Origin of the sequence: Janthinobacterium sp. SUN176, assembly GCF_030587335.1 — a bacterium.
In the GTDB taxonomy this organism is placed as follows: Bacteria; Pseudomonadota; Gammaproteobacteria; order Burkholderiales; family Burkholderiaceae_D; genus Janthinobacterium; species Janthinobacterium kumbetense.
The window spans coordinates 189,475-205,266 of the sequence record NZ_JAPWIA010000001.1; the positions used below are offsets into that span (position 1 = coordinate 189,475).

General features: G+C 63.4%; 7 protein-coding genes. 3 read left to right on the forward strand and 4 right to left on the reverse strand.

Going from position 1 to position 15,792, the window contains the following annotated elements:
- The first annotated feature begins 44 nt into the window (after nucleotides 1-44).
- Nucleotides 45-1,241, forward strand: a complete 1,197-nt coding sequence (locus O3299_RS00985; protein ID WP_370385259.1) for an AI-2E family transporter — start codon at nucleotides 45-47, stop codon at nucleotides 1,239-1,241.
- Nucleotides 1,242-1,301: 60 nt separating this feature from the next.
- On the opposite strand, the gene O3299_RS00990 is transcribed toward O3299_RS00985, so the two are convergent.
- Together O3299_RS00990 and O3299_RS00995 are read right to left on the reverse strand one after the other, a co-directional pair.
- Nucleotides 1,302-2,249 carry a YihY/virulence factor BrkB family protein gene (locus tag O3299_RS00990; RefSeq protein WP_099664884.1) on the reverse strand — a complete coding sequence of 316 codons (948 nt, stop codon included), beginning with the start codon at nucleotides 2,247-2,249 and terminating at the stop codon, nucleotides 1,302-1,304.
- 70 nt (nucleotides 2,250-2,319) lie between these two features.
- Nucleotides 2,320-3,345 (reverse strand): OmpA family protein, encoded by a 1,026-nt coding sequence (locus tag O3299_RS00995; protein ID WP_099664883.1) that lies wholly within the window; start codon nucleotides 3,343-3,345, stop codon nucleotides 2,320-2,322.
- 471 nt (nucleotides 3,346-3,816) lie between these two features.
- Between O3299_RS00995 and O3299_RS01000 the strand changes: the two genes are divergently transcribed.
- Both O3299_RS01000 and pbpC read left to right on the forward strand, forming a co-directional pair.
- Nucleotides 3,817-9,564, forward strand: a complete 5,748-nt coding sequence (locus O3299_RS01000; RefSeq protein WP_305061299.1) for an alpha-2-macroglobulin — start codon at nucleotides 3,817-3,819, stop codon at nucleotides 9,562-9,564.
- Complete coding sequence (gene pbpC / locus O3299_RS01005; protein WP_370385260.1) at nucleotides 9,561-11,678, forward strand: penicillin-binding protein 1C; 2,118 nt, start codon at nucleotides 9,561-9,563, stop codon at nucleotides 11,676-11,678. Before O3299_RS01000 ends, pbpC begins: the two co-directional genes overlap by 4 nt.
- Here pbpC and O3299_RS01010 read toward each other — a convergent pair whose 3' ends face one another.
- Nucleotides 11,679-13,301 (reverse strand): DUF2875 family protein, encoded by a 1,623-nt coding sequence (locus O3299_RS01010; RefSeq protein WP_289919137.1) that lies wholly within the window; start codon nucleotides 13,299-13,301, stop codon nucleotides 11,679-11,681.
- Nucleotides 13,302-13,402: 101 nt separating this feature from the next.
- Nucleotides 13,403-15,721 (reverse strand): DUF3274 domain-containing protein, encoded by a 2,319-nt coding sequence (locus O3299_RS01015; RefSeq protein ID WP_305061300.1) that lies wholly within the window; start codon nucleotides 15,719-15,721, stop codon nucleotides 13,403-13,405.
- Nucleotides 15,722-15,792: the final 71 nt, after the last annotated feature.

Here is a 15,792-nt window from a genome sequence, read left to right on the forward strand (position 1 = left end):
CATGGCTGGCCCTGCGGCCCACCACCGACCGTCGCGGGAATCGCATGCATATCCAGCCTACAGATACCCCGCCCGAGCCGGTGGCGGCCGCCTCCACCGAGCCTGCCGGGCCACCTCCCGGCGCGCCCGTGGAGAATCCGGACGCATCCCTGCGTTTGCCGCTGCATGTCAATGCGCGCGGCATGGCGCTGGGCATCATCGCCACCGTCAGCTTCATTTATGCGCTGCAGTGGGCACAGAAATTCCTCATTCCCGTCATCTTCGGCATTTTCATTGCCTATACCCTCAATCCCGTCGTCGCCTGGCTGGAAAAGCTGCGCCTGCCGCGCGCCATCGCCGCCACTGCCGTGACTGCCCTGATCCTGTTCGGCTCCATCGTCGTCGTCGAGCGCGTGCAGGGCGAATTCGAATCCATCGTGGAAGAGTTGCCGGCCGCCACGCATAAACTGTCGCGCCTGATCGCCGCCAGTACGGGCGGCAAGAACAGCACCTTCCAGAAGATGCAAGCCGTGGCCAATGAAATCGAGCAAGTGGCCGCCGGTGCCGAAGCGCGCCGCAACAACCGCCGCGCCGCCGCGGCCGAGGCACCCAACTTCAAGATCATGGACTGGGTATGGGCCGGCTCGCTGGGCCTGGTGGGCTTCCTCAGCCAGGCCACCATGGTCATCTTCCTCGTGTTTTTCCTGCTGCTGTCGGGCGATACCTTCAAGCGCAAGCTCGTCAAGCTGACGGGGCCGTCGCTGAGCCGCAAGAAGGTCACCGTGCACATCCTGGAAGACATCAATACGTCGATCCAGAACTATATGTTCATGCTGCTCGTCACGAATGGCTTGCTGGCCGTCCTGATGTGGATCGCCCTGCGCGTGATCGGCCTGGAAAACGCGGGCGCCTGGGCCATCGTGGCCGGCTTGCTGCACATCATGCCGTATTTCGGCCCCTTGCTCATCACCATCGCCACGGGCCTGGTGGCCTTTTTGCAGTTCGAATCGCTGGAAATGGTCTTGCTGGTGACGGGCACGTCGATGGCCATCGCCACCCTGGTGGGCACCTTTGTCACCACCTGGATGACGGGGCGCATCGCCCGCATGAATCCCACGGCTGTGTTCATCAGCCTGCTGTTCTGGGGCTGGCTGTGGGGCGTCTGGGGCTTGCTGCTGGGCGTACCCATCATCGTCATCGTGAAAGTCGTGGCCGAGCGCGTGCAGGGCATGGAAGTGGTGGCCGAGCTGCTGGGTGAATAGCTTGCGGTAGCTCAAGAAAAACGGCGCCCGCGGGCGCCGTTTTGACTTGCCGCAGCCGGCTCAGGATTGGTGGCGTTTCAATATCTTGACTTGCACATCGCCATCGTCCGTCTTCGGCATATCCTTCATGCTGCCCAGCTGCAGGGCGAACTGGCGCGTGAATTCGGCGCCCAGGAAGAAGATTTGCGCCGAGTAATACACCCACAACAGCAGGGCCACGAGCGAACCGGCCGCGCCATAGCTGCTGGCCACGCCGCTATTGCCGATATACACGCCAATTGCATATTTCCCCAAGGAAAACATGAAAGCCGTGCCCACGGCGCCGATCACCACGTCGCGCCAGGACAGGCGCACGCGCGGCAGCATTTTATAGATGACGGCAAACAGGCTGGCGATGACGGCAAAGCCGATCAGGTTCGACAGGATGGTAAACAGCACGGCCGTGTCTTTCCACACGCCTTCCCAGAAATTGGCGAGGATGGCCATGGCCGCATTGACCACCAGCGACACCATCAGCAGGAAGGCCAGCACCAGCACCAGGCCGAAGGAGAGCAGACGCGTGCGCAGCATGTCCCAGGCGCCCGCTTCCTTCAAGGGCGGCACTTGCCAGATTTCATCCAGGCTGGCTTTCAGCTCGGCAAACACGCTGGTGGCGCCAAACAGCAGCAGGGCGCTGGCGATGAGGGTGGCGATGCGGCCTTGCTCATGATTCTTCGCGCCGGCCAGCACCAGTTGGATGGCTTCGGCGCCCTGCGTGCCCAGCAAGCCCTGCAATTGCCCCATCAGCTCGCCGCGCGCGGCGGCCGGACCATAGAAAAAGCCCGCGATGGCGATCACCAGCACGAGGATGGGGGCGATGGAAAACAGGGTGTAATAGGCGAGGGCGGCGCCCTTGCTCGAGGCGCGGTGTTCCAGCCATTCGGTGACGGAACAGACGATGACGCTGCGCATCTGCTTGCTGAACGGCGCCAGGCCGGCCAGTCTGGGATAGCGGGGGGAAATATTCATGATGGCTTTCAATGCAAAAAAGGGGCGCGAGCCCCTTTTTCTATTCACGAGTGGCGTACCACTGTTGAGCTTACTGCACGCGGCGTTCGATGGTGATCTGTTCCACTTCAACGCGGCGGTTTGGTTCCAGGCACTTGATCAGGTCGGCACGTTTCTTGTTATCGCAGGTGACGACAGGATTGGTGGAGCCCTTGCCTTCGGCCGTCAGGCGGTTGGCGGCGACACCGTGAGCGACCAGGTATTCCTTGACTGCATCAGCGCGCTGCTGCGACAGTTTCAGGTTGTACTTGGGCGAACCGATGCGGTCGGCATAACCGCTGATGACGACGTTGTTGACGTCCGGCGCTGCGTTCAGCACGCGGGCGATTTCGTCGAGCTTGGTCTGTGTCGGACCCAGCTTGGCGCTGTCGAACGCGAACAGTTCCGTTGCCGCCATCGTCACTTTTTCAAAGCGTGGCGGCGGTGGTGGTGGCGGTGGCGGCACGACCACGACGACTTCTTCACGCACTGGCGGCGGTGGCGGTGGTGGCGGCGGTGCAGGCGGTTTGTCGAACGCGTAGTTCAGGCCCACGGTGACATAGTAATTGTTGGACTTGCTGCTCGGGTCGAAGGTGTTGCCGCGCAGGAAGCCGTGCACATTGCGCACGTCAGCCTGGACGGACAACTGATCCGTGATGCTGGACTGGAAACCCAGACCCACGCTGGCGTATGGCGAGCTCTTGCTGCGTTCGCCGAAGGCGGAGCTGGTGTCCTTGTCGCGCTGCATGCCGGCACCGACCAGCAGGAAGGGACGGAAGGCTTTGCGCGAGAACATGTACAGGCCGTCTACGCCCAGCGTATTTTGCTGGTAGCGCTGACCGCCATCCTTGGAGCGGGCATACGTGGTGCCCAGCTGGATATCCCAGTCCGGCGAAACGGGTTTACCGAAACGCAAGCCCGCGCCATAGCCGGTTTTATCCGTGGCGAAGTCGGAATCTGGTTTGAGTGCGTTGATGCTAGGTTGAATGTACCAGGAGGGATTGATTTCCTGGGCCTGTGCGCCGAGGGCGGAGCACAGTACTGCGGCGGCGACGGCGATTTTTTTTAGATTATTCACAAGTAACTCCCAACGTTGATAAGAGATTTTCTCTACTGCATCAATGCGACAACTGCCAGACATGCTATTGCTAGAGGTAGACAACAATTCCAGGTGCGCTTTCTTGCGATAAATGCACTGCTGTTGGACTAGAGAATACGGTTGCAGGTTCAAGTGGTCGGTGCGTTGGCGCACAAAGCATTGTTGTATATCAATGGTGTTGCAGATTCACGACAAAGACTTCGGTGTTGAAAAAAACTAATTCGCCTCGGGAAACTTTTGCAATCACGGCCACTTCCTGGCGCCGCGACCAGAGGCAATCGTACGACTTGTTACCAGCGTGCCACTGTATATTAGCAACAATGATGAGCTTGATAACTAATATTACATTGATGTTGTATTCCTGCCGCGTTCTGTTGCCTTGCCGGGCTTCTTTCAGGCAACTTTTGCGCGCCGCAGCCAGCTCCGCCACTTTTCATCAAGGAGTCACCCGTGCCTGATCACCCCCGTGTTGTTTCTTCCCCGCTGTCTGGCAAACTGGGCCCGCTATGTCTGCTGGGCCTGCTGCTGTTGCCGGGTCTGGCCATGCCGGCCTGGGCCGATAGCGGCGTGTCCCTGTTTTCGCCCAGCGGCACGGTCAAGGCCGTGCGCCAGGTGCGGGCCCAGTTCGCCACGCCGATGGTGCCGTTCGGCGACATGGGCTTGCCCGCGCCGTTCGCCATCGATTGCGGCAAGGCCGAGCCTGCCGTCGTGGCGGGCGCGGGACGCTGGGCCGACGAGCGCAACTGGAACTACGATTTCGAGCGCGACTTGCCGGCCGGCGTGGCGTGCAGCTTCACCTTGAAAGCGGGGTTGAAGGACGTGGCGGGCCAGGCCTTGCAGGGCACTGGCGCTTACCGCTTTTCCACGGGCGGGCCGGCCATCGTCGAGGCCGTACCATATGACGGCCAGCCGTATATCGATGAAAACCAGGTCTTCGTGCTGGGCCTGGACGCCGCGCCGAACGAGGCCAGCGTGGCCGCCAACGCATATTGCCGCGCCGATGGCATCAATGAAAAGATTCCCGTGCGCCTGCTCAAAGGCAAGGAACTGGAGCAGGTATTGACCCTGCGCAAGAGTTTTCTCGACCGTTACCTGACCGTGTACTTCAAGAAGCGGGGCACGCTGTGGAAGGTGGGCATGCCCGTCGCCAGCAAGGGCGCGCCGCCGCTGCCCGTCACCGTGCTGCAATGCAAGCGCAGCTTCCCCGCCAACGCCAAGGTGTCGCTCGTGTGGGGCGAGGGCATTGCCAGCGCCAGCGGCATCGCCACGGACAAGGCGCAAACCCTGCAGTTCAAGACGCGGCCCGATTTCACGGCCAAGTTCAGCTGCGAGCGCAGCAATCCGAAGGAGCAATGCATTCCCTTCCTGCCCATGCGCGTGCAGTTTTCCGCGCCCGTGAGCGCGGCGCAGGTGCGCGCCATGACCCTGAAGGGCGGCGGCAAGACGTATGCGCCGACGATATCAAAAGACGAGGAAAAGGCGGAATTCCTGTACGGCGCCACCTTCAACGGTCCGTTTCCCGTGCAAGCCAGTTTCGTGCTGAATTTGCCGCCTAAATTGACGGATGACGCGGGCCGCGCCTTGCTCAACCGCGCGCGCTTCCCCATGACGGTGCGCACGGGCGAACAGCCGCCGCTGCTCAAGTTCCCGGCCCCGTTCGGCATCATCGAAGCGAAGGGCGACGGCTTGCTGCCCGTCACCGTGCGCAACATCGAGCCCGTGCTGTCGGGCAAGGAAATCGCCCAGCCAGCCGCCGCCAGCGGCGCCACCTTGCGCGTGCCCGACAATGACGACAAGTTCGTCATCGAGTGGATGCGGCGCCTGGCCGGCAATGGCGACGGGGGAGAGTACTGGCAGCCGTACGCTCAATATGCTGGCAACATGAGCAAATCCGTGCTGGCAGACGCGGCCGGCACGCGCCCCCTCAGTCTGCCCCGTCCGGACGGCAAGAAAACCTTTGAAGTGATCGGCATCCCGTTGCAGAAGCCGGGCTTTTACGTGGTCGAGCTGGCCAGCCCCATCCTGGGCAAAGTGCTGCTGGGCAAACCGACGACGGCCTACATCCGCACGGCCGCGCTGGTGACGAACCTGGCGGCCCACTTCAAGCATGGCGCGCAATCGTCGCTCGTGTGGGTGACGTCGCTGGACAAGGGCGCGCCTGTTGCGAAAGCGCAAGTGGCCGTACGCGACTGCGCCGGCAAGCTGCTGTGGCAAGGCGCCACGGGCGCGGACGGCGTGGCGCACATCCCCGGCGAGCTGGCCAATTCCAGCTGCAAGAACAATGGCCGCTACTTTATCAGTGCGCGCAGCGGCGGCGACATGACGTTCACCCTGTCGGACTGGGTGGGCGGCATCGAAGCGTGGCGCTTCAATTTGCCCACAGACGACACGCGCGCCGACAACACCTTGCTGGCCACCGTATTCGACCGCACCCTGCTGCGCGCCGGCGAAACCGTGCACATGAAGCATTTCATCCGCAAGCACACGGGTGAAGGCATGAGCCTGGTCGACAAGAACAACGGCCCCGGCAGCGCCACCTCCATCGTCATCACGCACCAGGGCAGCGACCAGAACTACCAGTTGCCCCTGCGCTGGTCGGCCAGCGGCACGGCGGAAAGCGACTGGCTCATTCCCGCCGACGCCAAGCAGGGCGAGTACAGCGTGACGATGGCGGGCCGTCCTTCCGGCAGTTTCCGCGTTGAAGCGTTCCGCGTGCCCACCATGAAAGCCGTGCTGCAGGGACCGAAAGCCCCCGCCGTGCAGGCGAAGCAGCTGGCACTGGATGCGCAAATCACCTATCTGGCCGGCGGCGCCGCCACGAATGCGCCCGTCAAGCTGCGTACGGTGCTGCAAGACAAGAGCGTGACGTTTGCCGACTATCCCGATTACAGCTTCAGCAATGGCGACGTGAAGGAAGGCCTGGTGAAACAGGGCACGGGCTACGACGACGATGAGGGCGAATGGCAGGACGAAGGCCATGGTGCTGCCGGCGCCGGCGCGGCGGCTGCGCGCACGCAAAGCTTGATCCTGGACAAGGCGGGCGGCGCGCGCATCGTCATCGACCAGCTGCCGCAGCTGTCCACGCCGCGCGACCTGGTGGCGGAAATGGCTTTCCAGGATGCGAATGGCGAGACAGCCTCGGTGGCTGCGCGGGTGCCGCTGTGGCCGTCCAACTATGTGATCGGCATCAAGCCCGACGCCTGGGCCCTGAGCAAGGATGCGTTCAAGTTCACGGTGGCCGTGCTGGGCACCAATGGCAAGCCCGTGGCGAACGCTCCGGTCGCCGTGGATTTCTTCCAGCGCAACAGCTATTCGCACCGCCGGCGCCTGATCGGCGGCTTCTATGCGTATGAAAACAGCAGCGAAGTCGTCAAGCTGGGCCCCGCGTGCTCGGGCAAGACGGACAGCAAAGGTTTGCTGATCTGCGACGTGAAGGCGCCCGCCAGCGGCAATTTGATACTGCGCGCCCGCACGCAGGATGGTGCCGGCAATGCGGCCGTCGCCAACCGCGAAACCTGGGTGGCCGGCAGCGGCGACTGGTGGTTCAACGCCAGCGACAATGACCGCATCGATGTGTTGCCTGAAAAGAAACGCTATGAGCCGGGCCAGGAAGCGAGCTTGCAAGTGCGCATGCCCTTCCGCTCGGGCACGGCCCTGATCACGGTCGAGCGTGAAGGCATCCTCGACACCTATGTGCGCCAGCTCAATGGCCGGGAACCGGTGGTGGCTATCCCTGTCAAACCGAACTACGCGCCGAATGTGTATGTCTCCGTGTTTGTCGTGCGGGGCAGGGTGGACGGCGTGCAGCCGACGGCCCTGGTCGACCTGGGCAAGCCAGCCTACAAGATGGGCATCGCACCGCTGAACGTGGGGTGGCAGGCGCATGAACTGAACGTGATGGTGGTGTCCGACAAGGAGGTGTACAAGACGCGTGACAAGGCGGAGGTGTCCGTGCGCGTGCGCCGCGCCGACGGTAAAGCCTTGCCGGCCGGCGCCGAAGTGGCGCTGGCGGCCGTCGACACGGGTTTATTGGAACTGATGCCCAATGATAGCTGGAAGTTGCTCGACACCATGATGGCGCAGCGCAGCTTGCAGGTGGAAACGGCAACGGCGCAGATGCAGGTGATTGGCAAGCGCCACTTCGGCCGTAAGGCGTTTCCGGCCGGCGGTGGCGGCGGCAAGGGCGCCAGCCGCGAGCTGTTCGACACCCTGCTGTTCTGGAAGGGCACCGTCAAGCTCGACGCCAAGGGCGAAGCGACCGTGCAAGTGCCGCTCAACGATTCGCTGACGGGCTTCCGCATCGTCGCCATCGCCAGTGCCGGCAAGGAATTGTTTGGCACGGGCAGCACGGACATCCGCAGCTCGCAAGACTTGATCCTGCTGTCCGGTTTGCCGACCCTCGTGCGCGAAGGCGATCAGTTGCGCGCCGGCTTTACGGTGCGCAACACCTCGGCCGCATCCTTGAGCGTGGATCTCAATGCCACGGCGGCCGGCAAGGCCTTGCCGCGCCAGAGTGTGACCCTGGCGGCGGGCGAGGCGCGCGAAGTGGGCTGGGATTACCAGGTGCCGCTCGGCGCGGCCAGCATTGTGTGGGAGATCGGCGCGAAAGCAGGAAACCATACGGACAAGCTGAAAATCACGCAAAAAGTGGGCCAGGCCACGCCCGTGCGCACCTATCAAGCCACCTTGCAGCAGATCGACAAGCCCGTCAATATGTCCGTGCAAATGCCGGCTGGTGCCTTGCCGGGCCGGGGCGGCATCCAGACGAGCTTTGTCGCCAAACTGGGCGGCGAGCTGCCCGGCGTGCGCGAGTACATGGCTGCGTATCCGTACACCTGCTTCGAGCAAAACACGTCGAAAGCCATCGCCCTGCAAGACCAGGAGGCGTGGAACAAGTTGGCCGCCAGCTTGCCCGCCTACCTGGACAGCGATGGCATGCTGAAATACTTCCCCATCATGGAGCAGGGCAGCGACAGCTTGACGGCGTATGTGCTGTCTGCAACGAGGGAGGCGGGCTATGCGATTCCCGAACAGACGAAGAACCGCATGGAAGAAGCCTTGACGGCCTTCGTGCAAGGCCGCATCGTGCGCCGTTCCGCGCTGGATACGACCGACCTGGCCGTGCGCAAGCTGGCCGCCCTGGAAGCGCTGTCGCGTTCCAACAAGGTGCCGCCCGACGCACTGGAGAGCATCAGCATCAACCCGAACCTGTGGCCGACGTCGGCCGTCATCGACTGGAGCTTGTTGCTGCAACGCACGCCTAGCCTGGCGCGCCGCGATGCGCTGCAGGCCGAGGCGCAGCAGATCCTGCGTTCGCGCCTGAACTTCCAGGGCACGACCATGGGCTTTTCCACCGAGCGCAAGGATAACTGGTGGTGGCTGATGGTCTCCGGCGACGTCAATGCCAACCGCCTGCTGCTGGCCGTGATGGACAATCCGGCGTGGAAGGACGATATCGGCCGCCTGGTGCGCGGCAGCATGGGCCGCCAGAAGAAGGGCCGCTGGGATACGACGGTGGCCAACGCCTGGGGCACCCTGGCGATCGCCAAGTTCTCGGCCAAGTTCGAGTCCACCCCCGTGACGGGCGCCAGCGCCGTCAAATTGGGCAGCGATACGCAAGCGCTCGTGTGGAATGGTGCGGCGAAAGTGGGCCCCGTGCTGCAAGCGTGGCCGAAGGGCACGGACACCCTGGGCCTGGCGCACAGCGGCACGGGCAAGCCGTGGGCCACCGTGCAAAGCCTGGCCGCCATCCCGCTCAAGGCGCCCGTGTCCAGCGGTTACACGATCAAGAAAACCATTACACCAGTGGAACAGAAGACGGCGGGTGCGTGGTCGCGCGGCGATGTCTACCGCGTGCGCCTGGACTTGTCGGCGCAGGCGGACATGAGCTGGGTGGTGGTCGACGACCCGATTCCCGCCAGCGCCACGGTGCTGGGCAACGGCCTGGGCCGCGATTCGCAGCTGCTGACGGCCGGCGAAAAATCCACGGGCTGGGTCTGGCCCACGTTCGAGGAGCGGGCCTTCGACGCCTTCCGCGCCTATTACGCCTTCGTGCCGAAGGGTAACTGGAGCGTGGAATACACGGTGCGCCTGAACAATGCCGGGGATTTCAGCCTGCCCGCCACGCGCATCGAAGCCATGTATTCGCCGGAAATGTTTGGCGAGTCGCCGAACGCGAATGTGAAGGTGGGGCAGTGAAGAGTTTGATTTTTGTCACGGGTTGCCTGTTGGCCGGCCAGGTTTTCGCCGAGGTGGTCCTGACGCCGGCCCAGGTGCAGGCCGCCTACCGCAGTTCGGAAGCGCAATTGCTGGACCGCAGCGGCGCGCCCCTGCAATCCTTGCGCGTGGACATGAAGGTGCGGCGTTTGCCGTGGGTGCCGCTGGCCGACATCTCTCCTGCCGTGCAGCAAGCCGTGCTGCTGGCGGAAGACCAGCGCTTCATGCGCCACGGCGGCGTGGATGTGTCCGCGCTGGCCACGGCCGCCTGGGACAATCTGTTTTCCAAGAAACCCCGGGGCGCTTCCACCATCACCATGCAGCTGGCAGGCCAGCTGGATGCGGACTTGCAGGCGTCCTCGGGCGGACGCAGCCTGCGCCAGAAGTGGGACCAGATGCGCGCGGCCCAGGCCATCGAGGATAGCTGGAGCAAGGCGCAGATTTTCGAAGCGTATCTGAACCTCGTGTCGTTCCGTGGCGAGCTGCAAGGCATCGCGTCCGCCTCGTACAGCTTGTTCGGCAAGGCGCCGTCGGGCCTGAACCAGACGGATGGCATTATTTTGGCCAGCCTCGTGCGGGCGCCGAACGCGCCGCCGGCCACCGTCACGCGCCGCGCCTGCGCGCTGGCGAAGGAATGGCGCATGGACAGCAGTTGCCAGCTGATCGGCCAGCGCGTGCAGACGGCCTTGCAGCGCAACGCCCTGTATGCGGAGCTGGCGCCCGCGCCGCAAGTGGCGCAGCAACTGTTGAAACAGCCGGGCGCGCAGGTCGCCAGCACCCTCGACGGCCCCTTGCAGCGTTTCGCGCAGGAAAACCTGCGCCAGCAACTGGCGTCCTTGCGCGAGCGCAATGTCAACGATGGCGCCATCATCGTGCTCGACAACCGCAGCGGAGAGATTCTCGCCTATGTCGGCAATGCGGGCGGCAGCCATGTCGACGGCGTGGCGGCCCTGCGCCAGGCTGGTTCCACCTTGAAACCATTCCTGTATGAACTGGCCATCGAGCGCCGGCTGATGACGGCCGCGTCCGTCATGGACGACTCGCCGCTCGACGTCGCCACGGCGTCCGGCATGTATGCGCCGCAAAACTATGACCGCAATTTCAAAGGGTATGTCAGCGCCCGCACCAGCCTGGCCAGTTCGCTCAATATTCCCGCCGTGCGCACGGTATTGCTGACGGGGCAGGACGGCTTCTACAACCGCCTGAAGGACGTGGGCCTGTCCAGCCTGACGGAACCGGCCGAATACTACGGCCCTTCGCTGGCGCTGGGTTCGTCCGAAGTGACCTTGCTGGAACTGGCCAACGCCTACCGCGCGCTGGCGAATGGCGGGCTGTACAGCACGGCCAGCCTGCAGCCGGGCCAGGCGGGCAAGGACAAACGCCGCGTCATGGAAGCGGGCGCCGCCTTCATCGTGGGCGACATCCTGGCCGACCGCGCCGCGCGCAGCATGACCTTTGGCTTGCGCAACGAACTGGGGACGAATTTCTGGAGCGCCGTCAAGACGGGCACGAGCAAGGATATGCGCGACAACTGGTGCATGGGCTATTCGGCGCGCTACACGGTGGGCGTGTGGGTGGGCAACTTCGACGGCAAGCCCATGTGGGACGTGTCGGGCGTGACGGGCGCCGCGCCCGTGTGGCGCGACGTGATGGATTATCTGCACAGGAACGTGCCCAGCCATGCGCCGAAAGCGCCGCCCGGCGTGCTGCAGCAAATGGTGGCGTACCAGCCCGCGCTGGAAGCGCCGCGCCGCGAATGGTTTATTGCCGGCACGGAAAGCCCCGTCATCGCCGTCGTGGGCGACACCGTGAAGCCGCCCGCCATCGTGTATCCGGCCGACGACAGCATCCTCGCCATCGATCCCGACATCCCGCCCGCCCTGCAGCGCGTGTTCTTCCAGGCCCAGGGCAGCCGCGACTTGCGCTGGGTGCTCGACGGCAAGGACATGGGCGGCGCGGCGGAGAGCATCAGCTGGCGCCCCGTGCCCGGCAAGCACGCGCTGGCCCTCGTCGACGACGCCGGCAAGACGGTGGCGCAGGTGGCGTTCCAAGTGCGGGGGAATGCGCTGGCGCAGCTTGCCGCACAGGGTAAGTAATCAGTTCGATGGATAGTTCGCTGGGTCGATGGCTGGCGTGACGTAATGCCGCAATACATCGCCGCCGTGCGGGTGTTTTTGCGTGCGGCGTCTTTCGTCCGATGGCGGACTGACCAGCACGATGGTCGCTTCTTCCGGATTACGCAGATTCACCACGGCGCTGACGCCGCCGTCGCGGTAGCTGCCCATCACGCCGACGGCCATTTGCACGAACAGAGTGGCCGCGCCCGTGTTGCCCAGGCGCTGGTCCGTATCGATCCACTGCTGCGGCTTGCCGCTGTCGAGTTCCGTGCCGCCATCTTCCGCATGCTTGAGCAAGGTCTTGTGCAACGCCACCAGCTGTGCCTGATTGCCGCCCGTGGCGGCGACCAGGCGCGCCGGCGCGGCGGGACGTTCGCTTTCCGGCAAGCTGTGCAGGGCCTCCTGCCAGCCCGCCTGCAATGCCTGTTCGCGCTGGTCGCGGCGCGTGAGCGGCTTGCCGTGTTCATCCGTCATCCTGACGAACGTGGGCCTGTGGATGAAGCCGAAGGTCGGCAGGCGGTCCAGTTGCGCCAACTGTTCCTTGTTGAAGGGCACAGGAAACCAGGGCGTGGGCTGCCACTCTTTCGGCGGGTGATAGGTCTTGTGCTGGAGCTTGTCGAGCATGCTGAAGCTGCCCGTGCCACGGATGTCGGGACGCCGGGCGAATTGTGCGGCGACGGGCAGCCATTCGGCGATTGAGGGCTGGCGCCGGGTGGTGGCTGCCGGGTCGCTTTCCAGACGTTCCTGGGGCACGGTGCCCATCAAGTCATAGTAGGCCAGATACAGGCGCCGCGCCACGCCGTAGGTATTCAAGTCATCGACGCTATCCTCGGGCGGTGCATCGTCGTAGGCGAACTTTCGCACGGCATCGATGCGTTCGCGCCGGGCCAGCACGAACAGGGCGGAGGCGTCGGGCATTTCGGGAATGTAGCGGCCGTCATGTGTGAGCGGCGGAGAGTTGTCCGGGCTGTACAGGTTGCGCGTGGGCATGCTGTCTTCGGAATTGAGCACGATGTAAGGCACGTCGGGATGGGCATCGAAAAAGGCGAACACGTCTTCCAGGATGCGGTCCGGATGTTCGCTCAGGCGGCGTGGACCACTGGCGAACAGATGCCAGTGCAGACCGGATGACGCGGCGCCACCGGCCAGGCCTATGGCTGGCGAGTCGGGGCTGTCCAGCATGCGCGAATTAAAGATTGGTGGCTCAGCATTGAAAACGGGGACGCCAAAATACATGGGAGTATCCCTCGCCCCATTCTCCAGTGTGTCGCCACCGCGGCCACCTGCTATTCCAGCTCTTTGCATGGCATCCCAGGTGTACTTTTCCTTGTCCTGTTCGCGGATGCTGGCATAGGCGTTTCCCTGCTGCAGCGCTTCCCACAGTTTTCCCTGCCGGTATTTGTCCAGGGTGACGCCGAGACCGATCACTTCCAGCACATATTCCCGCTTGTCCTGTTCGCTAGGCGCCGCCTGCTGCACTTGCGGCTTTGCGACGGCCACGGGCTTGGGCGAATGCAGCCAGCGAGAGCCGAGCAATGTAGCTGCCACGATGGGGGGGATCAGCAAGAACCATTGCAGGTGCTTCCATATTTTTCTGCTCATTGTGAACTCCAGCAAGAAAGGGGATGGAATGAACAGTAGTAGCAGTGCCAACACGATGGCAGCTGCACCAATCGAATACTGCCAGCGTGGGAATAAATTTTTCATCTTGGAATATCGTCGCTTGATTTATGGACGACCGGAGTGATGAGCGACTCAGTGCGCCTACCGTTGACTATTTCACAAATGACGGTAGACGGCAGGCCTGCTTGCAATGCGGGCACAAAGGCTGGTAACTCTCCCGAACTGTAATAATGGGCATTACCTTCAATGATTTGCTTGCGTTGTAGAGGTTCTGCAGCCCAATAGGCTGCAAATTTTTTCATGAAATCCTCCCATCTCAGGATGGATTGTCTTATAGGATTTTTTTTGTCGTTTTGCAGCCGCCAATCCGCCACCGCACACAAATACCGGTAAAACCTCGGATCGCTGCTGGCCTTGCCCCCGCCGATGGCCACGTCATACGCCGTCACGTTGCGGTGGTTTTCTGCGTTACCGATGATGGCGCCGTGGAAGGATTTGGGGCTGACCTCGTTCTGCCAGCGCTGGCGCGCCTCGTTCGGGGTTTCTTCGCGGTCCACGCGCAGCCTGTCGCCGCCGCCCGGGTGGCGCGAGACGCGGTCGAGCTTGCATTGGTCGCCCGCTTCCTTGTCCAGGTTCAGGGCCTTTTCCACTTGCTCGCGCTCGCCCGCGCCGAACATGCCGGCGCCGTACTCGGGAATGCGGTGTTTTAGCGGGCGCGGGTCGGCGATGATTTCCTGCTTGCGCATGCGCAAACCTTGCTTGCTGGTCACCGCGATGGCCGCGTCGATCGGGTCGACTTCCTCGCACGGTCCTTGCTGGTCGCGCGGCAGCCTGGCCTGGTCGGAATCCTTCGGGAATTGCCCAGGGCGGATCTCGCCGCCGTCCAACACGGCCTTCGTGGGTACGCGCAGCGCTTCGCCATTGATCGTGCGCAAGCCGTCGCGCCTTCCCGCTGCCGTGGAAAAGACATTCCATTTGCTGGGCTTGACGGGCGGCCAGGGCGCTTCGTCATGGCTGGCGCGGTGACCCCGGTTGGCGCCCGCCACGTGGGCATGGTCATCCTCGCCTTCCACGCGCAGGGCGAAGTCGTGCGGCGGCAGGCCCACCGGCACCGGCCCGCGGTTCTTGCCGGCCGCATCGGGGCGTTGTTTGTTGGTAAATACGCGCTGGTAAAACCCTTTGCCCAGTTCCGCCAGCGGCTGGCGGCGCTGGAATTCCTTTTCCCAGTAGGTGGGGCCGTCGCCCCAGATGCTTTTGTTCGTCTTGCCCCTGGTTTTGGACAGGCCATGGCCATCGATGTGGTCGGGTATGCCTTGCCAGCCTATGCCCTGCATATTATCCAGCGCCACAGTCATGTCTTCGGGGCAAAAGTACAGGTAAACCTTGCCCCGGTTGTCGCGGTCCGCCTCCGCGCGCCATGCGGCGCCCGCCATGCCATGGCAGATAGTGTGATCCTTGATGTGCGCAAAGGCGGGCGTGGCGTGCTTTTTTGCCACCACGCCCTGCACGATCTGTACGAGGGTTTGCAGGCGTGCATGCAGGGTCTGGCGGTTGTCGATGGCGTCGTACTGGCTTTCCATCGCAGCATCGCGGCCGCCGCCGAAGATGCGGCTCGCCTCCGCCGCGCCGAAAAACATCGTCGTGTCTTCCACCAGGCTGTAGGGCGGATGCGTGAGGATCAGGGTGTCGGCGGGGCGCTTGCCCTCATCGAGCAGGAAGGCTTGCGCCAGCAGCGAGATCAGACAGCCCTGGCTGTGCGCGACGATGGATACCACGTCGTCGCTGTCGTAGTCGCGGATCATGGCGATCAGCGCGGCCAGGCGCTTGGCCGCCAGCACCATGTACATGCGGCCCGGCGCCGTCATCAGTGGACGCACGGGGTCGCCGCCCACATCGTAGGGTGAAAACAGCCCCTTGTTCCACATGTCGGGCAGGGTGTTGGTGGCATTGCCGAACGGACCGCCGTTCTTCGACATGTCCTTGTCCAGGCGGTTGCCGTAGCGGTCAGTGTTTTGGCCGTTGATCACTTTGCTGGCGTTGCCGCGTTCGCGAAAGCCCCAGTAAAACGGAATGACGGGGCTGTACGTCGCCTCATCAGGCTTGCGCTTGAAATACACATCGTCCGGGTCGGCGATGGTTTCACGCTTGTCGGCCTCCTGCGGCAGGCGGTAGGCGGCCGGGGTGAAAACGTGGCCGCCGCCGTACATGCGCGCGTCGAGTCCCTGGCACAGCCCCTTTTCCACGGCACTGAAACTCGTGCCCACGTCATTGACGCCATGGATGACGATGACGTTGCCCGGCAGTTCGGGGCGGATGCGCACGATGGCTTCCTGCGTGCGGTCGCAGTGCAGCAGGGCGGTGCTCTTGCCGCTGGTATACGGAAGTTTGGGATACGCCATCGCCGCTCCAGGCTGACCAGACAGGTCAGTGTAGAGGGGCGGGATGGTGGATTAATTGCGTTTCCGCAAGC